Consider the following 20563-nt stretch of genomic DNA (forward strand, 5'->3'; position numbering starts at 1 on the left):
ATTTCATCAGTCTTAACTTCTGAAAGTAATAAAGGCATGTTATCTGATGGTAACATGCCTTTTATTTTGACTCCGGCTATGGCAGCCTGCAGAATTTTTCTATGCTTTGCAAGGTGCGGTAGCACTCCCCCTTTACGGGGCGGGGGGTAAAAGAAGAACCCCGTCCTTATTCAGAACAGGGCTCTTGCTTGTCATGTCAGTATACCTTCTTGTAATATAGTAATGCCAGATCCTCTTCTTTATCCCCTCTACCGGAGAGGGGTGGGAAGCGGCTTAGCGCAAGAACAGCATCTCACGGTATTTCGGTAACAGCCAGTACTCATCACCTACCAGCAGTTCCAGCTTGTCGGCATGGTAACGGATCTGATCGAAATACGCTTCTTTGATAGTATCGCAATAAGCAATGGCTTTCTCGCGGGTATCAGTGATCGCATTGGCCTTTTTGCGGGCCTGGATCATCTTTTCAACCAGCTCAGACATTTTGCTTACATGCTCAGATACTTTGGTCAGGATCTGTTTCTGGTTAGCGTAGCTTTCTTCTTTCAGACCGATCTCTTTCAAACCTTTAATGTTTGCGATCAGTTCGTTCTGATATTTGATAGCAGCCGGTAAAATGTGGCTGGTAGCCAGCTCACCCATTACACGGGCTTCAATTTGTACTTTCTTGATGTATTTTTCAAGCTCGATCTCATGGCGGGCTTCCAGCTCTACATGCGTTAACACGTTGTTGCTTTCGAACAGGTGTTTTGATTTTTCGCTAACCATCGCATCCAGCGCTTTTGGCGTAGTGCGTACGTTCGGTAAGCCGCGTTTTTCAGCTTCCTGGTGCCACTCATCGCTGTAACCGTCGCCTTCGAACAATACTTTTTCGCTGGCTACGATGTACTCGCGAATAACGTGCATGATAGCGATCTCTTTCTTCTCGCCTTTTTCGATCAGTGTATCTACGTCTTTTTTGAATTTCTTCAGCGTTTCAGCCATGATCGTGTTCAGGGTGGTCATGGGGTTGGCGCAGTTGGCGGTAGAACCTACAGCGCGGAACTCGAATTTGTTACCAGTGAACGCGAACGGTGAAGTACGGTTACGGTCTGTATTATCGAGTAACAGCTCAGGAATGCTTCTGTGCAGGTCTAATTTCAGGATAGCTTCATCCTGCTCATCGAATTTACCACCTACTCTTTCTTTTACATCGTTCAATACTTTGTACAGGTACTGGCCAATGAATACTGAGATGATCGCAGGAGGAGCTTCGTTGGCGCCAAGGCGGTGATCGTTACCGGCAGATGCGATAGACGCACGCAGGATCTCAGAATAATCATATACCGCTTTGATGGTGTTCACGAAGAAAGTAAGGAACATCAGGTTGGTCTTTGGTGTTTTACCAGGAGCCAGCAGGTTGATGCCGGTATCGGTAGCCATTGACCAGTTGTTGTGTTTACCACTTCCGTTAATGCCGGCGAATGGTTTCTCATGCAACAACGCACGTAATTTATGACGGCGGGCAACGCGGTCCATAACATCCATCAGCAGGGTGTTATGATCAACGGCCACGCTAACTTCTTCGAAGATAGGAGCGCACTCGAACTGTGCAGGCGCTACCTCGTTGTGACGGGTTCTTAAAGGAATACCCAGTTTGTAAGATTCCTGCTCGAAATCGCGCATGAAAGCGTAGATCCTGTCAGGAATGGCACCAAAATAATGGTCTTCCAGCTGCTGGCCTTTGGCAGGTGAGTGTCCGAATACGGTACGTCCGCCCAATACCAGGTCAGGACGGGCATTGAAGAATGCTTCGTCAATTACGAAGTACTCCTGCTCCCATCCGAGGGTAGCGTTTACTTTGGTTACATTCTTGTCGAAATAATGGCACACTTCAACGGCAGCTTTGTTCAAAGCTTCCAGTGACTTCAACAGAGGTGCTTTATAGTCGAGTGTTTCGCCGGTATAAGAAACGAAGATGGTAGGGATACACAGTGTTTTACCCTGGCCGATCTCCATAATGAAACAAGGAGAAGAAGGATCCCATGCAGTATAACCACGGGCTTCGAAAGTGGCACGGATACCACCGCTGGGGAAAGAAGAAGCATCAGGCTCTTGCTGGATCAGCGCATCGCCGTCGAACGTTTCGAGCGCAGTACCGTCGCCTTTCAATGTGAAGAAAGAATCGTGTTTTTCTGCAGTAGTACCTGTCAGTGGCTGGAACCAGTGTGTATAGTGTGTTACACCTTTTGTTTCTGCCCATTGGCGAAGTCCGGCCGCAATTTGATTTGCCATAGCGCGGTCAATCTTCTTACCACCTTTAATAGAGGCGTTAAGACTCTTGTACGCTTCATCACTTAAAAACTCACGGGCAGTTTTTAATGTAAATACATTCTCACCGAATATGCCGGTAATTTTGGTAGAACCCTCTACATCCAGGCCGTTCTGGCTAGTCAGGTCGTTGATTGCTTTAAAACGTAATGATTCCATCACTAAAATTTTTGCTTTTGTGCAAATAAACGACAAATACGGTATCAAAAAAAAATTTTGAATTTATGAGCCGTTTTTTTTGATAAAACACAGAAAAAACGAGGTCAAATCTGCCTTTTAAATTAAAATGATGGGTAAAAATGCGATTTTTTTAAATATATATTTTTTTGCTAATCTGGCGCCGGAGGGTCCAGTTGGTGCAAACGATCGGAACAGTAAGCAATAAAAGCCCGGGAATGGCTTTGTACCGTACAATAGCCCCCGGAAATGGAATGGTATATCCTATAAATAAATATAATGTGATGCCGAAACAAAGGCAGAACAGGGGCAGGGGTTTCTTCAACAGCTGCCGCCAGTGTTTTTCTCTTTTTACGATCGCTACCAGTACCAGCAGCCAGCAAATGATGATCTCCGCTGCCGTCATCAGCTGTAAAGCTCCCCTGGCTTCCCACAGATAGGGCCGCAGAAATGTATGGCTCACCGCCTCTGGCAGTACTTTGGCAAAACTGCTTACCGATGGCTGCAGGCTGTCCAGCTGGAACCGCGTACCCTGTAAGGCCATATAGGACTGCTGTTTCTGCACCACCACCAAAGGCAGGTTCTTCGAAGGCGAGATCCAGGCGGAAACAAAAAATAACAGACAACCTATACCCAATACGAATAAAAAAGTGAGAACACTGCTTCGGTTAAATTTTACCGATATATACCAGGCGGTCAGGGCGGGAACCAATAATAATAATACCTGGCTCCGGAAAATAAGAATGCCAAGGGCTGCCAGGCAACCCCACACCAATGACCCGGCTTTGTGTTCATACAACCACCTTCGAAAATGTACCAGGGTTAGGGCCAGGAAGAATAAGATCAGTCCATCGCCGCGGATGCCGCTGAGCCAGAAAACCAGGGGTGGAAAGAAAAAGAACAGCAACAGCAAGGGTTTTCTCTTGTCGGGAAATTCCTGCACAAACAGGCTGAACAACCAGTAGTGTCCCCAGAACAGTATGAAGTTGAAGAAAATGACGTTTATATAATAATTACCACCGCTGAACAGGTTGGCAATACTCAGGATCTTGCCGATACCATCGTTTTCAAGCGTATGGAGATAGGCGCTGATGCCATCCCAGAAGCCGCCACCGGCCCACGCAAATGATCCGGCGGGAAGGAATTCAGTAAAATACTGCAGCGTATTATGTTTCAGTTTTTCCAGGTTCTCCAAACCATAGCCGTGGTACATCCAGGTATCGTCGCCATCATAAAACTTCAGAAAGATATATCCATATAAACAGCCCATGGCTACTTTGAACAGAAAGGCGGCTGCCAGTTCGGGCACTGATAAAGGTATTTTCTTACGCGTAAGTCGGTACAGCAAGTATATGAATATGGTACAATATAATAGAAAGATGAAAATTTGCATGTTGCTTATACTTGGCATTGAAACCAGTTGGCAAAGAAAACCAATTTGGCCATAGGCAATTGGTAAAAAAACAACCGCTAAGTAATTATATATAAGAAATCAACGCTGCCGAGCGTTTGTGTATTGTCCATCGGTTATTCTCTATTGTTCATTGCCTGTTGAATATAACAGTCAAATGTATAAATTTGAACCTAATATCTGCTGATGTTTAGCAAGGTCGGAGCCCATAAGTTGATCGCCTTTGTGTCAAACAGCGCGTGGTCTGTCTACAATTTCCGGTTAGATGTGATCCGTTATCTAATTGACCAGGGGTTTGCCGTGTTGGTACTGGCCCCCGAAGATGAGTATGCTGAATACCTGTTGAAGGCTGGTTGCCAGTTCATTCCGCTCCATTTCAACAACAAGACCGAAAGCCCGGTGGCTGATCTTGCCTTTTACCGGCAGCTGAATGCACTCTACCGCGAACATCGCCCCGATTTTATTTTTCATTACGTAGCCAAACCGAATATTTACGGGTCACTGGCCGCTGCTGCGGTCGGTATACCGTCCGTGGCCGTCATTACCGGACTCGGCTACCCGTTTGCCAAACGCAACTGGCTGTATCATGTTGTAAAATTATTGTATAAAAGAGCGCTGCGTAAAACCCGTGAGGTATGGTTCCTGAATAATGAAGACGCCAAGATATTCATCAACGAACATATCGTAAATATTGAAAAGGTGAAGGTGCTGCCGGGCGAAGGCGTTGATACCGATTATTTCTCCTTTCCGCAACGGAGCGCAAAAAAGAAAAACGGACCTTTTATTTTTTTAATGAGCACCCGCCTGCTCAAGAGCAAGGGTATCAGTCTGTACGCCGATGCCGCCCGCATATTAAAAAAGAAACATTACGACGTACGGTTTGAACTGATCGGCTTTTTTGAACAACATCATCCTGATTCTATCCTGCGCGAAGACCTTGAACGCTGGCAAAAGGAAGGACTGATCCACTACGGCGGCTTTGCCAAGGATGTGCGGCCTTTCCTGCAGCGGGCCGATTGTTTTGTATTTCCCTCTTTTTATAATGAAGGTGTACCGCGCTGCCTGATGGAGGCGGCCAGTATGGAATTACCGGTGATCACCAGCAATAACCGGGGCTGTAAGGAAGTGGTGATCAACAACAGCACCGGCTTCCTGTGTCATGTGCACGACCCGTTCGACCTGGCCGATAAAATGGAAAAAATCATCAACCTGCCTGCTGAAGACCGGCAGCGCCTTGGCCGCAATGGCCGCGCCCTCGTCATTAAAAAGTTTGATATCAGGCATGTTATTGATGAGTATGTTTCAACCTTAAATGCGGATTGGGCGGACTAATACCCCCAGCTGCGCCTCAACTGCGTCCCAGCTGCGCCCCAACTGGCCCCCCAGCCCCTCTGAAGGGGGAGTACCCAGGCGCTGGCTGCCCTTTGCAATCGTTAGTGGCTGGTGGTAAATGGCTAGTGGGCTTTTACCCAGTCATTCCTACTGTAGCATTTCGCCGTACATTGCTGCCTTTCCTAGTCGTCCTACTCGCCACTAGCCACTTGCTACTCGCCCGCCAACTTTAAACTTTAAACTATAAACTGTGAACTGTGAACTTTAAACTGAAAACTTTAAACCGGGAAACTTCGATTCCAGGAATGTTAGTACTCCGCAACTGCGGATCTGCTTCTCCCATGTCCAGCTGCTGAGATCAGGTTGCGCATAACTGAAGTTGTTGATCTTCTCCCAGGTGAAATTTTTCAGGTCGGGCTGCAGGTAGAAATAGCTGCCGCCATAGTTGTTTTGAAACTGGCGCACCCAGGCATAATCGGTAGTTACAACAGGCATCCGGCAGGCTGCATAGTCGAGGAATTTGGCCGATGTCTGTTGATTGTAGGGAACGATATCAGGCATATAATTGATACCATACTTCGCCTGCTGTATATGGGTATATACTTCATGGTATGGAACAGGTCCTTTAAACGTAATATTGGCAGTTCCAGCATAAGCAGCGCTCAATGCGTTATAAGCGCGCGACAGCACCAGCAGGCTGCGCTCCTTTAATGCGCCCTTAGTAAAACAATTGAACAGTAATTCCAGATTTCTACCCTTGTCAACAGTACCCACATATACAAAATCATATTGTTTCTGTATGCCCGGTAACAGGTGATCAGTACCCGGAGGAATGCCATAATTGCGAATGCCAAAAGGAATGGCATCGTTCCATTGAAACTGATGCTGTACATAATCGTTATTGAATATGCGGTAATCCGGTCTTGTATTGATCAGTTTCTTGATCCGGTCTTTTAAGGTACTGAGCGGCGGCACCGATGCCGATGCATATTCATGTATGGTGATCACCGCTTTATTCCGCCGGCTATGCTGCCCCAAAAAATGCCATTCCACCTCGCAGGCGCTGTTGTGTACTTCCGCCCGACTAACCACCTCTGTGTTGATCCCATGGGCTGTAAAAAAATCAACGTACGCTATTATCTCGGGTAGAAATGCCTTGTGGGGGTGAATGAAACGGATCGTCATCATTAATTATTGAGTTCAAAGTTCAAAGTTTAAAGTTCAAAGTTCAAAGTTCACAGTTCAAAGTTCATAGTTCAAAGTTCACAGTTCACAGTTCAAAGTTCATAGTTCATAGTTCAAAGTTCACAGTTCTAAGTTCCTAAGTTATTCAGATTGTGGTTTGACATCTTAACAAGTTTACCGGAAGCCGGCGGCTGGTAACCGGTAACAGCTCCCCCTTCAGGGGCGGGGGGTAAACTGTAATTCCGGGAACTTGCTTTCAAGAAAGGTCAAAACGCCTGACTTTCGTATCTGCTGATCCCAGGTCAGGGTTTCCATCGCTGGTCTGGCATAGGGAAAATTACTGACCGCTTCCCAGGTGAAATTCGACAGGTCGGGTTCCAGGTAAAAGAATTCGCCGCCATATTGTCGCTGAAACTGTTCTACCCAGGCATAGCGGGTGGAAATAATGGGCAGTCCCAGGGCTGCGTACTCCAGCAATTTCACAGAGGTTTGATGGCTGAAAGGTTCCATATCGACGGTATAATTGATGCCGAAGCGGGCTCTTAATATATAAAAATCCAGCAGGTGATGAGGCAGCGGGCCCATAAATATGATATTGCGGTAAGAAGCGTAGGCTTCCTGCAGGTGTTCATAGTCTCTCCCGATGATCAACAGGGTTTTGCCTTTCATGGCCCCGGTACTGAAGCATTTCAGCAGGGCTTCGGGCCGGCGTATGGGCGACAGGTCGCCGGTATACACAAAATCATAGTCGCGTTCATGTAAAAAAGGATCCGTCTGCAGCCAGTGTTCAGGCACCCCCATATCGCGGTAACCGAAGGGGATGTGATCGTGGAAATTGAAGGCTTTTTGTACATATTCATTCAAAAACAGCCGGAAATCGGGCTGGGCATTGAAAAAACTTTTCCACCAGTTCTTCCACCAGCGCCAGGGCGGCAGGGAAGAGGAGCCATATTCATGGATCTTATAGATGCCTTCTTTGGGTTTGGTGAGGTCAACGCCCATCATCCACCACTCCACATGCCGGTGCAGCAGCCCCAGCTCGTTCCTGTTCACGACCTCACAGGTTATCTGGCAGGCCGAAAAGAAACGGGTATAGGCGTCCATTTCGGGCAAAAATGCTTTTCCATTATGAACAAAAGCGATGATCATGAGCTGGTAAATCGGGATAAATTTATCAATTAGATGACATACTGTTTGTACTTTTGCGCTTTCTTTAAATAGGCTAGTGGTAAATGCCCGCCCGACTGAACGTCGTTCGGGCGGGGCTGGTGGCTAACAGGCATTTAAAACGCCTCCAGCCTACCTGCATTTGCCGCTCGCTACTTACATCATATTATGGAAGTAACAGTAAAAACGGCTAAACAATTACGACTTACCGAAGAAGAATTCGAATTGATAAAACAAAAACTTGGCCGTACGCCCAATTTTACCGAATTGTGTGCCTTCAGCGGTATGTGGAGTGAACATTGCAGTTACAAGAACTCGATCAAATGGTTGAAAACCCTGCCCCGCGAAGGCAAAAAAATGCTGGTAAAGGCAGGTGAGGAAAATGCGGGTCTGATGGATATTGGCGACGGCTTCGGCGTAGTATTTAAAATAGAATCTCATAATCACCCCTCCGCTATCGAACCCTTCCAGGGGGCCGCTACCGGGGTAGGGGGTATTCACCGCGATATATTTACCATGGGCGCCCGGCCTATTGCCTCGCTCAATTCCCTTCGTTTCGGCAACCTGAAAGAAGCTAAAACGCAGCACCTCCTGGCGGGGGTGGTACATGGGATCGGCCACTACGGCAACTGCTTCGGCGTTCCAACCGTAGGCGGCGAAATCTATTTTGAACAATGTTATCATACCAACCCCCTCGTGAACGCCATGAGCGTTGGTATTGTAAAGAACGGGGAGACCATTTCTGCTACTGCCAAAGGCATTGGCAACCCGGTCTTCTTTGTGGGTTCTGCCACCGGTAAAGACGGTATCGGCGGTGCTTCTTTTGCTTCTGCCGATATCACTGCAGAAAGTGCCGAAGAATTACCTGCCGTACAGGTGGGCGACCCCTTCCAGGAAAAGAAACTGCTCGAAGCCTGCCTGGAAGTGATCAGGACCGGCGCTGTTGTAGGTATGCAGGATATGGGTGCTGCCGGTATTATCTGTTCTACCGCGGAAATGAGCGCCAAGGGCGAAGTAGGCATGCGCATCGACCTCGAAAAAGTGCCTACCCGCCAGAAGAATATGAAAGCCTGGGAACTGCTGCTGAGCGAAAGCCAGGAGCGGATGTTGATGGTAGTGGAAAAAGGCCGTGAAGCGGAAGTACAACGTGTGTTCGATAAATGGGACCTGCCCTGCTCAGAGATCGGGGAAGTGACCAATGATGGCATCCTGCGTTTTTACATGCATGGCGAGCTGGAAGCTGAAATCCCTGCCAATGACCTGGTATTGGGGGGCGGCGCGCCGCAATATACCCGCGAGTATAAAGAACCTGCCTATTTCGAAAAAATAAAAGCTTTCAACGCCGACAGCATTGATGTACCGGCCGATCTGAAAGCCGTTGCTGAACAGTTGATCACCATCCCCAACATTGCCAACAAACGTTGGGTGTATGTGCAGTACGACAGCATGGTGGGTGCAGGTACGGCAACTACCAATACACCGTCTGATGCTGCGGTAGTAATAGCCAAACCAACCAACAAGGGACTGGCCCTTACTACAGATTGCAACAGCCGTTACGTATATGCCGAACCGTTCACCGGAGGTATGATCGCGGTGGCAGAAGCTGCCCGCAACATCGTTTGCAGTGGCGGTCAACCATTGGGCATCACCAACTGTTTGAACTTCGGTAATCCCTACGATCCGCAGGTGTACTACCAGTTCGTACATGCGATAAAGGGAATGAGTGAAGCCTGTAAGAAATTCGATACCCCGGTAACCGGTGGTAACGTAAGTTTCTATAACCAGAATCCGGATGGTGCGGTATACCCAACCCCAACCATTGGTATGGTAGGTTTGCTGGATAATGTGAACGCTAAAATGACGATGGATTACAAAGCGGAAGGCGACCTGTTATTCCTGGTAGGCACCAGCCGCAACGATATCAATTCTTCAGAATATTTACATAAGATCAGAAATGTGGAGTTCAGTCCGGCCCCGCATTTCGACCTGGAAGAAGAAGCTACCCTGCAAAACAAGATCGCTGAGCTCATCAAAGCCGGGGTGATCGCGTCTGCGCATGATACCAGCGAAGGCGGCTTGTTTGTAACTCTGCTGGAGTCGGGCTTTAACCGCAACCTGGGGGTTGACGTAAAAGCTGCCAAAGGCGAGATCCGTAAGGATGCTTATTGGTTTGGTGAGGCGCAAAGCCGTGTGGTGGTGAGCGTGAAACCAGATAAAGTAGATGCCTTCAAAAAAGTAATTGGCAATCATCCTTACGAACAACTGGGACAGGTTACCAGCGGCGCCATAAAAATTGATGGCAGCGACTGGGGCACTATTCAATCCTGGAAAGAGAAATATGATACGGCCATTGAAAATTTACTGGCCGGCCATGAGAGCGAACATGCTTTAAGTGCATTGTAATAGTTTATGGTTTGTGGTTTTCTCTCGGTTTAACCAGTAAAATTAATTGCTGGCAGGCCACTGTAAACGCTTCTGAACGGCAGCAACTACAAACGACAAACGGTAAACAACAAACCGAAGTAAACCTGTTATTGACTAATGAACAAAGATGCTATTATAGTGGTGACCGGAGCAGCCGGTTTCATCGGAAGTTGTTTGACCGGATTCCTGAACGCAAAAGGATACAACCACCTTATCCTGGTAGACGATTTCAGTGAGCCCGAAAAAATGCAGAACCTCGAGGGAAAGCAGTACCTGGAGCGTGTGGAACGCGAGCAGTTCTTCGAGTGGCTGCAGGAAAAAAGACCGTCTATCGGTTTTATCTTCCATATTGGCGCCCGTACCGATACTACCGAGTTTGATTATTCAGTGCACCAGCACCTGAACGTGGAGTACTCGCAAAAGATCTGGAATTACTGTACGGAATATAAAGTACCGGTGGTATATGCTTCTTCTGCGGCTACCTATGGTTCGGGCGATGAAGGATACAATGACGATCACGCCATTGTGTATGCATTGAAGCCATTGAACCCCTACGGCGTGTCAAAAAATGAATTTGATAAATGGGCCCTGCAGCAAACGACCCAGCCGCCTTTCTGGGCCGGGTTGAAGTTCTTCAATGTGTATGGTCCCAACGAATACCATAAAGGCCGTATGGCCAGTGTGATCTGGCATTCATTCAAACAGATCAACCAGGCGGGTAAGGTGAAATTGTTCAAGTCGCATAAGGAAGGGTATAAAGACGGCCAGCAGTTGCGCGACTTTGTGTATGTGAAAGATGTGCTGAAGATCTGTTACTGGCTTATGGAACAGTATGAAAAAGGGAACGACCAGGTAAGCAGTGGCCTGTACAACCTGGGCACCGGTAAAGCAAGGAGTTTTGAGGATCTGGCAAAAGCCACTTTCCGCGGACTGGATAAGGAACCGGTGATCGAGTTTATTCCCATGCCCGAAGATATTCGCGACAAATACCAGTATTTTACCGAAGCCAATATGCAGAAGCTGAAAGACGCCGGTTATACCGACGCCTTCTATTCTTTGGAAGAAGGCGTGAATGATTATGTGCGGAATTACCTTGCTAAAGGGAATTATTATTAGACGCTTAACGCTAAACGCTTAACGCGGAACGCTAAAGGCGAGTGGCGAGTGACTAGTAGCTAGTAGGAAATACAGGGAGCTACGGAAAATAGTTAATTAGGAAATTAAACCCCACTAGCTACTAATGAGCGAAGCGAATGACCCACTTACCACTAGCCGTATTAACAACGAACCTAGAACTATCAATGAACAAGAAAATAGCAATTATAGGAGGGGGCAACTTAGGAACTGCGATAGCAGAAGGCCTGATCAATAGCGGATTTACATTGCCCGAACATATTCTCATCACCAAACGGAATATCAAAACGCTGGCTTCCCTCGAAAAACGGGGTGTACTGGTGAGCGATAACAACGAAGAAGCCGTTCGTTTTGCCGATATGATCATACTGGCCGTAAAGCCTTTCCAGGTAGATGATATCCTGGCAAAGCTGAAAACATTGCTCAACCCTGAAAAGCATGTACTGGTATCGGTGATCACCGGTATCACGGTAGGCCACATGCAGAAAGCAGTAGGGCAGAAAATACCTGTGATCAGGGCGATGCCCAATACGGCGATCGCCATCCAGGAAAGCATGACCTGCCTCGCCGGATCGCATGATGTGAACAGTGACCAGATAGCGTATATCGAAGACCTGTTCAATCAGCTGGGTAAAGCCGTTTGGATCGATGAAAAACTGATGGATGCCGCTACGGTGCTGGGCGCCTGCGGTACGGCGTATGCGATGCGGTATATCCGCGCTAATATCCAGGGTGGTATTGAGATCGGCTTCGATGCAGCAACCGCCAGTTTAATTGCTGCGCAAACTGTAAAAGGCGCCGCTGAACTGTTGTTGAAAAAAGGCGCCCATCCCGAACAGGAGATCGACAAAGTAACGACACCTAAAGGTTGCACCATTGCGGGATTAAACGAAATGGAGCACCAGGGTTTCAGTTCTTCCCTCATTAAAGGCATTGTGGCCAGCTACGATAAGATCGCAAAGGATAGTTAACCGGAATAACCGGTGCTGATAAAACTATGTGTTTAAACGTCAAACTTAATGATGATGAAAGCGGTGATTGTCTGCCGGCTATCGCATTGACTAACGGTGGGTAACATATACGCAGTATTACGGATATATTAAATTCACATGTGTTTGCTTGCAGGTGAACTAAATTTTTTGTTCTTTTGTTGCGCGAAATTCGGCGCATCGTTTCGCACCCAAGTAACCCAAAAGCACTTATGAAGAAAGAGCGACTCAGTTTTTTGATTCTTTTCGTTGAAATAGCAGCTATTGTTTTTTTGCATTCTGCTAAAAACAGGCAGTCAGCTAGCGAAAAGGCCTTGTATGGCGCAAAAAAAGCAGCCACTACAAACACGCTGACACTTACTAAAATTAAATAGCATCTGATCTGCCGTATGGTGGTTTGCTATCAATTATTTTAAAGTCTAAATGACTTTCAAATTATAACCCCGCCCTGCGGGGTTTTTAATTTTAATGCAGTATTCGGTTTTTTATTGCGTCCTTTTTTCTTAACTCATTGATTTTAACCTCGTTTTAATGCAATTTCACAGTTAATGGCCCGGTTTTCCACACCTCAAAATCGGTTTTTGTCACGCGGTAATTTGCCGTAACTTTGCACGACCTCCCGGAATTAAATTTCTAGTACGAGTTATAAGTTTCCGCTGGTCAAATTGAAGTGGGGTTAAGATAATCAATTAAAAAAGATAGAGACGTTATAAAAAATAACCATTTATTATGGCCAAGCATATTTTTGTTACCGGTGGGGTAACTTCATCATTAGGAAAAGGGATTATTGCAGCCTCGCTGGCAAAGCTGTTGCAGGCGAGGGGATTGAGGGTAACAATTCAAAAGTTCGATCCGTATATCAACGTCGATCCGGGTACACTTAACCCGTATGAACATGGCGAGTGTTATGTTACGGAAGATGGCGCCGAGACCGATCTGGACCTTGGCCACTACGAGCGGTTCCTGAATATTTTCACTTCCCAGGCCAACAACGTAACTACAGGCCGCATTTATCAAACCGTAATCAATAAAGAACGCGAAGGCGCTTACCTCGGTAAGACCGTACAGGTTGTTCCGCATATCACCGATGAGATCAAACGCCGGATGCTGCTGCTGGGCACTACCAACGAATACGATATTATTATTACCGAGCTGGGTGGCACAGTGGGTGACATTGAGAGCCTTCCCTTCATTGAAGCACTGCGTCAATTGCAATGGGAATTGCCAGAAGAAGATACAGTCGTGGTTCACCTGACGCTGATCCCCTATTTGAAAGCTGCCAAGGAATTAAAAACAAAACCCACCCAGCACAGCGTTAAAATGCTGAGCCAGGAAGGGGTGCACCCCGATATCATCGTATGCCGTACGGAAAAGACGATGACGCCTGACCTGCGCCGTAAGATCGCTCTCTTCTGTAATGTTAAACAGGAGGCCGTTATTGAGGCTGCGGATGCGCCTACCATTTATGAAGTGCCATTGGCCATGATGCGTGAGAAGCTCGATCTTATCTGTTTAAAGAAACTCAACATCAATAATTTCCACGAACCAGACCTGCACAAGTGGAAAGAGTTCCTGGATAAGCTGAAATATCCCAAGAACCAGGTAACCATCGGACTGATCGGTAAATACATTGAGCTGCAGGATGCTTACAAATCCATCCTCGAAGCGTTTGTACATGCCGGCGCCCTCAATGAGTGCAAGGTGCAGATCCAGAACGTGCATAGTGAATTCATCACCCCCGAGAACGTAGGGGAGAAGCTGGCCAACCTCGATGGGTTGCTGGTAGCTCCGGGCTTCGGTCACCGCGGTGTGGAAGGTAAGATCCTCGCGGTTAAATATGCCCGGGAGAATAAACTGCCTTTCTTTGGAATTTGTCTGGGTATGCAAATGGCCGTGATCGAGTTTGCGCGCAACGTACTCGGTTTAAAAGAAGCGCATTCAACAGAAATGAATGCGAATACGCCTGACCCGGTCATTGACCTGATGGAAGAACAGAAAGCCATTACCTCCAAAGGGGGAACCATGCGTTTGGGCGCTTATTCCTGCGAAACTGCCGAGGGCAGCCTGGCCCGCCAGATCTATGCCAACGGGGTTATCAGCGAACGGCACCGTCACCGCTGGGAGTTCAATAACCGCTACCTGAACCAGTTCCAGGAGGCGGGTATGGTAGCCAGTGGCAAGAACAATGAGAACCAGCTGGTTGAGATCGTTGAACTGCCTGCTCACCCATTCTTTATAGGTGTTCAGTACCACCCTGAATTAAAAAGCACGGTGGAAAATCCGCATCCGATCTTTGTGCATTTTGTGAAAGCTGCCAAAGAGTATTCAGAGAAAAAAACGACCGTAAAAAATCCATTACTTCAAGGGGAGATGATATAATGGTTTATGGTTTATAGTTTGTGGTTTATGGTTTCCGGGATCACAAACCACCTTTTTTCCGCAGCAGCCTGATGGGGCAGCATTTATTTAAAAATAATTCCGGCAGGTTGTAAATGTATTTGGCTGGTATTCAATAGAGACTGCCCAAAGCGCGGAGCAACTACAAACAACAAACCATAAACCTTGAGATAATATAAATGGTTTATGCTTTATAGTTTGTGGTTTATGGTTTCCGGGATCACAAACCACCTTTTTTCCGCAGCAGCCTGATGGGGCAGCATTTATTTAAAAATAATTCCGGCAGGTTGTAAATGTATTTGGCTGGTATTCAATAGAGACTGCCCAAAGCGCGGAGCAACTACAAACAACAAACCATAAACCTTGAGATAATATAAATGGTTTATGCTTTATAGTTTGTGGTTTGTGGTTTTCGGGATCACAAACCACCTTTTTTCCGCAGCAGCCTGATGGGGCAGCATTTATTTAAATATAATTCTGGCAGGTTATAAATGTATTTGGCTGGTATTCAATAGAGACTGCCCAAAGCGCGGAGCAACTACAAACAACAAACCATAAACCACAAACCCGTATATCCCTATCTTTGCACCTCTTCTAAACTAGTAGTATAATGAATATGGACCGCAATACGGTGATTGGCTTTGTATTGTTAGCGCTTTTACTGTTTGTATATCTGTTTATTTCCACCAAGAACAGTCGTGAGTTAGAGGCTAAAAAGCAACACTACACAGATTCAGTCGCCAGGGTACAAAAACACATCCAGGATTCGCTGGCCAAATATGATACAGTAGCCGTAGATACCGCTGCTGTCGCCGGTCAACTGGCCACCCGTGGTGCTGAGCAGTTAACAGTTGTTGAAAATGAAGTAGTTAAAGTTAGCTTCAGCAATAAAGGTGGTCAACCCAAGCAGGTAGAGCTCAAGAACTATAAATCGCTCATCAATGGCAGGCCGGTTCTGTTGAACCACGCCTCCTTCGATAAATGGTCATACAGCATCAATGCCGGCAACAACACGACCGCCCAGGTAGCTGACATCTATTTCATGGCGCCCAAAGTGGTACGTAATGCCGATAACAGCCAGACGGTGATCTACCAGGCGCCTGTTCCGGGCCGGGGTAATATTACCCACCAGTTCACCATCCGCCCTAACGATTATCTGATCGACTGGGACGTTCAGTTAACCGGCGCCGATCAAATGCTTACCCAGGGTGCATTTAACCTGATCTGGCAGCAACAGCCCAGCCAGCAGGAAACCGATGTAAAGTATGAACGCACGCAAACCACCGTGGGCTTTTATGAGGACAATGATTTTGATTATATCCAGACAAAATCTGCCAAAACCTTCGAGAAGCCGGTACAATGGGTAAGCGTTGCGCAGCAGTTCTTTAATACATCAATCATTGCGAAGAACAAATTCACTTCAGGCGAAGTGAAATTCGTCAAGAACCTGGAAGATACTACCGCGAAGATTGCCGAAGTGACCACCACGCTGCAAACCCGGTTACCGCTGGGGCCAAACGCAACGTTGCCGATGCAATTATATTTCGGTCCGAACGACTACGGTATTCTCCGTAAGCACAAGAACGAGATCCCCGAAATGGATAAGATCGTGAACCTGGGCCGTGATATGTATGCTTTCGTGCGTCCGATCAACAAGTACATTGTGATGCCGGTGTTTGACTTCTTTAAAGGATTTGGGGTAAGCCTTGGAATTGCCATTGCGCTGCTTACCTTATTCATCCGTTTGCTCACGTCACCGCTGGTGTATACCAGTTACCTGAGCGGCGCCAAAATGAAGGCCTTAAGACCTGAAATTGAAAAGCTGAAAGAGAAATATAACAACGACCAGCAGCAGGTAGGGGTAGAACAGATGAAGCTATTCCGCGAAGCGGGGGTGAATCCGTTGGGAGGTTGTATTCCGGCGCTTCTGCAGATCCCGATCTTCTTTGCGTTGTACAGTTTCTTTAACTCAAATATCGATCTGCGCGGGGTTGACTTCTTATGGGCCGATAACCTGGCTGCATACGATGCCATTGTGCGCTGGAACTTCAACATTATTGGATTGGGCAATCACCTGAGCCTGTTTACCATTACAGCGGTGTTGACCAGTTTCCTGATCTCGATCTATAATATGAACATGACGCCCGATCAGAACAATCCGGCGCTCAAGTACATGCCCTATATCTTCCCGTTCATCTTATTGTTTGTGTTCAACGGATTACCGGCGGCCCTTACCTGGTATTATACCGTGTCGAACGTGATCACGCTGATATTACAGTTCGTAATTCAGAATTACATCATCGACCACGACAAGATCCTGGCGAAAATTGAAGAGAACCGGAAAAAGCCAAAGACCAAATCTAAATGGCAGGAGCGATTGGAGCAGATGCAGGAGGCCCAGCAGCAGGCGCAGAAGGCGAGAAGCCAACAAAAGAAATAAAATTGTAAGTTAACGTTATATAAAAAGGTGAGTTCTTGATCAGAGCTCACTTTTTTTATTTCTGGTCTCCAGATTTCTGATTTTGAGATTTCGAGATTTCCTGATTTTGGGATTTTGAGATCTTGGGATTTTTCGATTTGCGGGATTCGGGGTGTTAGCGGTTTATTGGGCGGCTGAGGAAGTAACAAATCTCGAAATCCCGCAATCCCGCAATCAGAAATCAGAAATGGATTTCTGATTTTGAAATTTTGGGATTTTGGGATTTTGAGATTTTGGGATTTTGCGATTTTGAGATTTTGGGATCTACGAAATTGGAGGTATTTGAAGTTTAATAGGAGTTCCGGGAAATAAACAAATCTCGAAATCTCGAAATCTCGCAATCTCGAAATCAGAAATTTCTTAAGTCGTTGATTTTTAACAATTCTGACTATAAAAAGAGCCTTTAACTTTTGAAATTTGGCTGGTCTTTGTATTTTACGCAGCAACTATTATCACCTTGTCCGCATCTTGCTATTATTACAACCGTAGATCATGAAAAAAAGATTTGTGTTACTGTTAGTTAGTTGTATGGGCCTGCTGGTGTCAGCCAGTGCGCAGCGTAAGGTAAGCGAGCTTACCCTCGTGTACGACGCCAGTATTTCAAGCGGCAGTAAGGAGCCTAAAATGGCTGATGCCCTTGACGGACATACCAAGACCATGTACATTAAAGGAAATATGAGCCGGGCGGAGTTGGCCAGCGCCCTGTTTTCTTCAGCCACCATCCATGACTCCAAGGCAGGCACGTCGGTCGTGTTAAAGGAAGTGAGCGGACAGAAGCTCTTGATCAGAATGACCAATGATAACTGGGTAGAAAATAATAAACGCTACGATGGGATAACTTTTGCGAATACCAGCGAGAGCAAGACAATTGCCGGTTATAACTGTATAAAGGCGGTGGCTACATTGCCCGATGGAACGACTTTCACCGTATTTTACACCCCCGATATAGTTCCCGAGAATAAGGAATACGATTACCAGTTCAAGAACCTGAACGGATTACCTCTTGAATACGAGCTCGTGCAGGGTAAACTGACCATCAGGTACACGGTATCAAAAATCAACATGAACCCCGTGCCGGCTTCAAAGTTCGACATACCTAAATCAGGCTACCGCGAAATGACTTATGAGGAAAGTAAAAAAATGAACGTAAGTAATTGATCTGGAGCAATCCGGGTTATTTACGTAACCGGATCTTCAGATCGAAAGCGTTCAGATTGTTGCGATAAGATGAATGATCAGGCGAAACATTCACCCGGCTTTTATAAGGTAGAATGAATACCTTATTGCCTTGTTGATAAGTCACCACTGTATTGTGGGTGATGTAGTTATTGGTGCGTACGCTGCTCAGGATGTGGCTGCCGGTATAAGTAGGGCCTGCTTTCAGCGTAAAGCCGTTGGTAGTTCTAATGGGTGTGAAATCGGGTTTGCGAAGCGCCTCCGCCTTCTTTTTGTCACCACCTCCGCTGCTGGCCAGCGCAAGCGCAAATGCCCCGATCATCGCACAACTGATGATGGTTTTCTTAAGCATGTGGTTAAGTTTTAGCGTAGAGTTCACTTGCATATTGATTACAAAAATATAGAAAAAAATTTGGTTTTTTTTAACCCTGCGGATTAAAGTTTATACTATCCTTAACGAATGAGATACATAAATGTTACGGATTTCATAACAAAACCGTTGGTTTTTTTACAATTTTTTGATCACTATTCATAATCGCCTGTTATTCATAAATAAGTGTTTTTTAGCCCATTCCTTACAGGATAAGAAGAAGCAATGAACGGCCGGTCGTTAGTATCGGATAAGTAATTTTTATTAGAAATAATAATTATTCACATGCGGTATAAAATTAAAATTGGTACGCTTCGCTGAAAATCCTATTTTACATTAACCTACTATTTAAATAAATGAGAGAAAATCCGTTTCGTCAGGATAATGAAGAAATTCGTGAGTTAGTAAAGCAGTTTCAGAATCTCAAAGCAGGGCGGGGAAACTCCTTTCTTGAGGAAGAGGCCTTTGAAAAGATCATCGATTATTTCGACGATGTAGAGGACCTGCCGCAGGCGTTGGAAGCTGCTGAAATGGGCATTGAGCAGTATCCTTATTCTTCCGCATTGCTTATTAAAAAAGCCGATCTGTTAATTGCTACCCGTCATTATAACGAAGCCCTGGAAATACTGAACCATGCTGAACTGCTCGATGGCAACGATATCAACCTGTATATATTGAAAACAGACGTTTACCTGGCGCTTGACCAGCAGGAAAAAGCAGTGGAACTGCTTGAAAATGCCCTGCAACTGTTTGAAGGCCAGGAACGTATTGAACTGCTGTTTGAGCTGGCTGACGTATACGACGATTACGAGGAGTTCGATAAGATCTTCGATTGCCTGAAGCTCATCCTGGAGCAGGAGCCTACGAATGAAGAAGCATTGTACAAGATCTGCTTCTGGACCGACTTTACCGGCCGTAACGAAGAAAGCATTACCCTGCATCAGCATATTATCGAAGAGAACCCTTACAGTGAGCTGGCCTGGTTCAACCTGGCTGCCGCCTACCAGGGTTTGAAATTGTACGAAAAAGCCATTGACGCTTACAAGTATGCTGTCACCATCGATGAAAAATTCGATTATGCCTACCGGAATATGGGCGATGCGTACATCCGTTTGCGTAAATATAAAGATGCGATCGAAGTGCTGGAAAAAGTGCTTGAATTGTCACGTCCCGAAGATGTGATCTATGAAGCCATAGGGCATTGCTACGATCGCATGAAGAACTATGCACAGGCCCGCTTCTATTACCGCAAGGCATCGCACCTGAACCAGGGCGATAGTAAATTGTACTACAAGATAGCCTGCACTTACATCAATGAAGAGCAGTGGTCGATGGCCGTAAAGCAACTGGAAAGCGCCATGCAGATCCATCGCCTGCAGCCTGAGTATAACCTGGCTATGGGAGAATGTAAAATGCAGCTGGGCGATTACAAGGAAGCTATTCAATATTTTTCTAATGTCGTAAGGCAAAGGCCACGGAATATTTCCAGCTGGGAAGCGCTTATCCGCTGTTTATACCAGGGAGAATTTTATGAAGAAGCCCTGGAGCAGGTGAAAGCTGCTTTGAAGATCACCGAATCGAAACCCATATTCATCTATTACCTCAGTGCCATCCTGCTGGCCCTGGGCAAAACCAAGGAAGCCTTGCTGCAACTGGAAACCGCATTGAATGCTTCACCCAAATTGTTGAAGAAGCTGATCCACCTCAATCCGGCCATGCTGCGCCATCCTTTGGTGATTGATGTTATAGCTCATTCCAAAAAGAAACAATAGACAATACACAATAAGCAATAGACAATAAGCAATTGGCAGGTAAAACCATGTTGATTGCTTATTGTCTTTTATTGTATGTTTTAGCGTTTTTAACGCCCTTTTAACTGCCTGTTTGTGTATCACCCTGATGGTTGTAAATTGTGTATTGGCAATTGTTCCGATGCCAATTGGTTATTGGCAATTATCAATTGATTCCATTATTTTTGCGGCGGCTTTAAAAATTGTTGCACAAAAAAACAAGGA

At 46.2% G+C, this 20563-nt stretch carries 14 protein-coding genes; 9 read left to right on the forward strand and 5 right to left on the reverse strand.

Going from position 1 to position 20563, the window contains the following annotated elements; genetic code table 11:
- Positions 1–273: 273 nt before the first annotated feature.
- Complete coding sequence (locus tag JUB15_RS14250; RefSeq protein ID WP_207513173.1) at positions 274–2466, reverse strand: glutamine synthetase III family protein; 2193 nt, start codon at positions 2464–2466, stop codon at positions 274–276.
- Positions 2467–2617: 151 nt separating this feature from the next.
- The gene (locus tag JUB15_RS14255) at positions 2618–3832 is read right to left on the reverse strand and encodes a hypothetical protein (RefSeq protein WP_207513174.1); all 1215 of its coding nucleotides are present in this window, start codon (positions 3830–3832) and stop codon (positions 2618–2620) included.
- Between the two features lie 249 nt (positions 3833–4081).
- Between JUB15_RS14255 and JUB15_RS14260 the strand changes: the two genes are divergently transcribed.
- Complete coding sequence (locus JUB15_RS14260) at positions 4082–5227, forward strand: glycosyltransferase family 4 protein (RefSeq protein ID WP_207513175.1); 1146 nt, start codon at positions 4082–4084, stop codon at positions 5225–5227.
- A 264-nt stretch (positions 5228–5491) separates the two neighbouring features.
- On the opposite strand, the gene JUB15_RS14265 is transcribed toward JUB15_RS14260, so the two are convergent.
- Together JUB15_RS14265 and JUB15_RS14270 are read right to left on the reverse strand one after the other, a co-directional pair.
- Positions 5492–6415, reverse strand: a complete 924-nt coding sequence (locus JUB15_RS14265) for a glycosyltransferase family protein (RefSeq protein WP_207513176.1) — start codon at positions 6413–6415, stop codon at positions 5492–5494.
- 213 nt (positions 6416–6628) lie between these two features.
- Positions 6629–7561, reverse strand: a complete 933-nt coding sequence (locus JUB15_RS14270; protein WP_207513177.1) for a glycosyltransferase — start codon at positions 7559–7561, stop codon at positions 6629–6631.
- A gap of 186 nt (positions 7562–7747) precedes the next feature.
- Between JUB15_RS14270 and purL the strand changes: the two genes are divergently transcribed.
- The 7 genes from purL to JUB15_RS14305 all read left to right on the forward strand — a co-directional run bounded on the left by purL (position 7748) and on the right by JUB15_RS14305 (position 18160).
- The gene (gene purL, locus JUB15_RS14275; RefSeq protein WP_207513178.1) at positions 7748–9982 is read left to right on the forward strand and encodes a phosphoribosylformylglycinamidine synthase subunit PurL; all 2235 of its coding nucleotides are present in this window, start codon (positions 7748–7750) and stop codon (positions 9980–9982) included.
- Between the two features lie 138 nt (positions 9983–10120).
- Positions 10121–11119, forward strand: coding sequence for an ADP-glyceromanno-heptose 6-epimerase (rfaD, locus tag JUB15_RS14280; protein WP_207513179.1), 999 nt, complete (start codon positions 10121–10123; stop codon positions 11117–11119).
- Between the two features lie 185 nt (positions 11120–11304).
- Positions 11305–12108 carry a pyrroline-5-carboxylate reductase gene (gene proC / locus JUB15_RS14285; protein ID WP_207513180.1) on the forward strand — a complete coding sequence of 268 codons (804 nt, stop codon included), beginning with the start codon at positions 11305–11307 and terminating at the stop codon, positions 12106–12108.
- Positions 12109–12338: 230 nt separating this feature from the next.
- Entirely contained in the window at positions 12339–12500 is a 162-nt protein-coding gene (locus tag JUB15_RS14290) for a hypothetical protein (protein WP_207513181.1), read from the forward strand.
- Between the two features lie 355 nt (positions 12501–12855).
- A complete protein-coding gene (pyrG, locus tag JUB15_RS14295; RefSeq protein ID WP_207513182.1) occupies positions 12856–14505 on the forward strand; it encodes a CTP synthase in 1650 nt (549 codons plus the stop codon).
- Positions 14506–15133: 628 nt separating this feature from the next.
- On the forward strand, positions 15134–16963 hold the full coding sequence (gene yidC, locus JUB15_RS14300; protein ID WP_207513183.1) for a membrane protein insertase YidC: 1830 nt from the start codon (positions 15134–15136) through the stop codon (positions 16961–16963).
- 531 nt (positions 16964–17494) lie between these two features.
- On the forward strand, positions 17495–18160 hold the full coding sequence (locus tag JUB15_RS14305) for a hypothetical protein (protein WP_207513184.1): 666 nt from the start codon (positions 17495–17497) through the stop codon (positions 18158–18160).
- 16 nt (positions 18161–18176) lie between these two features.
- On the opposite strand, the gene JUB15_RS14310 is transcribed toward JUB15_RS14305, so the two are convergent.
- Positions 18177–18530 (reverse strand): hypothetical protein, encoded by a 354-nt coding sequence (locus JUB15_RS14310; RefSeq protein ID WP_207513185.1) that lies wholly within the window; start codon positions 18528–18530, stop codon positions 18177–18179.
- Between the two features lie 374 nt (positions 18531–18904).
- Between JUB15_RS14310 and JUB15_RS14315 the strand changes: the two genes are divergently transcribed.
- Positions 18905–20320, forward strand: a complete 1416-nt coding sequence (locus JUB15_RS14315; RefSeq protein WP_207513186.1) for a tetratricopeptide repeat protein — start codon at positions 18905–18907, stop codon at positions 20318–20320.
- Positions 20321–20563: the final 243 nt, after the last annotated feature.

The organism is Longitalea luteola (assembly GCF_017356035.1).
Taxonomy (GTDB): Bacteria; Bacteroidota; Bacteroidia; order Chitinophagales; family Chitinophagaceae; genus Niastella; species Niastella luteola.

Excerpts from the sequence above, each read along its gene's own strand:
- JUB15_RS14260 (WP_207513175.1), top strand. The coding sequence starts at position 4,082 with ATGTTTAGCAAGGTCGGAGCCCATAAGTTGATCGCCTTTGTGTCAAAC.
- JUB15_RS14265 (WP_207513176.1), bottom strand. The coding sequence starts at position 6,415 with ATGATGACGATCCGTTTCATTCACCCCCACAAGGCATTTCTACCCGAG.
- yidC (WP_207513183.1), top strand. The coding sequence starts at position 15,134 with ATGAATATGGACCGCAATACGGTGATTGGCTTTGTATTGTTAGCGCTT.
- JUB15_RS14250 (WP_207513173.1), bottom strand. The coding sequence starts at position 2,466 with ATGGAATCATTACGTTTTAAAGCAATCAACGACCTGACTAGCCAGAAC.
- pyrG (WP_207513182.1), top strand. The coding sequence starts at position 12,856 with ATGGCCAAGCATATTTTTGTTACCGGTGGGGTAACTTCATCATTAGGA.
- JUB15_RS14315 (WP_207513186.1), top strand. The coding sequence starts at position 18,905 with ATGAGAGAAAATCCGTTTCGTCAGGATAATGAAGAAATTCGTGAGTTA.
- JUB15_RS14310 (WP_207513185.1), bottom strand. The coding sequence starts at position 18,530 with ATGCTTAAGAAAACCATCATCAGTTGTGCGATGATCGGGGCATTTGCG.
- rfaD (WP_207513179.1), top strand. The coding sequence starts at position 10,121 with ATGAACAAAGATGCTATTATAGTGGTGACCGGAGCAGCCGGTTTCATC.
- JUB15_RS14270 (WP_207513177.1), bottom strand. The coding sequence starts at position 7,561 with ATGATCATCGCTTTTGTTCATAATGGAAAAGCATTTTTGCCCGAAATG.
- JUB15_RS14290 (WP_207513181.1), top strand. The coding sequence starts at position 12,339 with ATGAAGAAAGAGCGACTCAGTTTTTTGATTCTTTTCGTTGAAATAGCA.
- JUB15_RS14305 (WP_207513184.1), top strand. The coding sequence starts at position 17,495 with ATGAAAAAAAGATTTGTGTTACTGTTAGTTAGTTGTATGGGCCTGCTG.
- purL (WP_207513178.1), top strand. The coding sequence starts at position 7,748 with ATGGAAGTAACAGTAAAAACGGCTAAACAATTACGACTTACCGAAGAA.
- proC (WP_207513180.1), top strand. The coding sequence starts at position 11,305 with ATGAACAAGAAAATAGCAATTATAGGAGGGGGCAACTTAGGAACTGCG.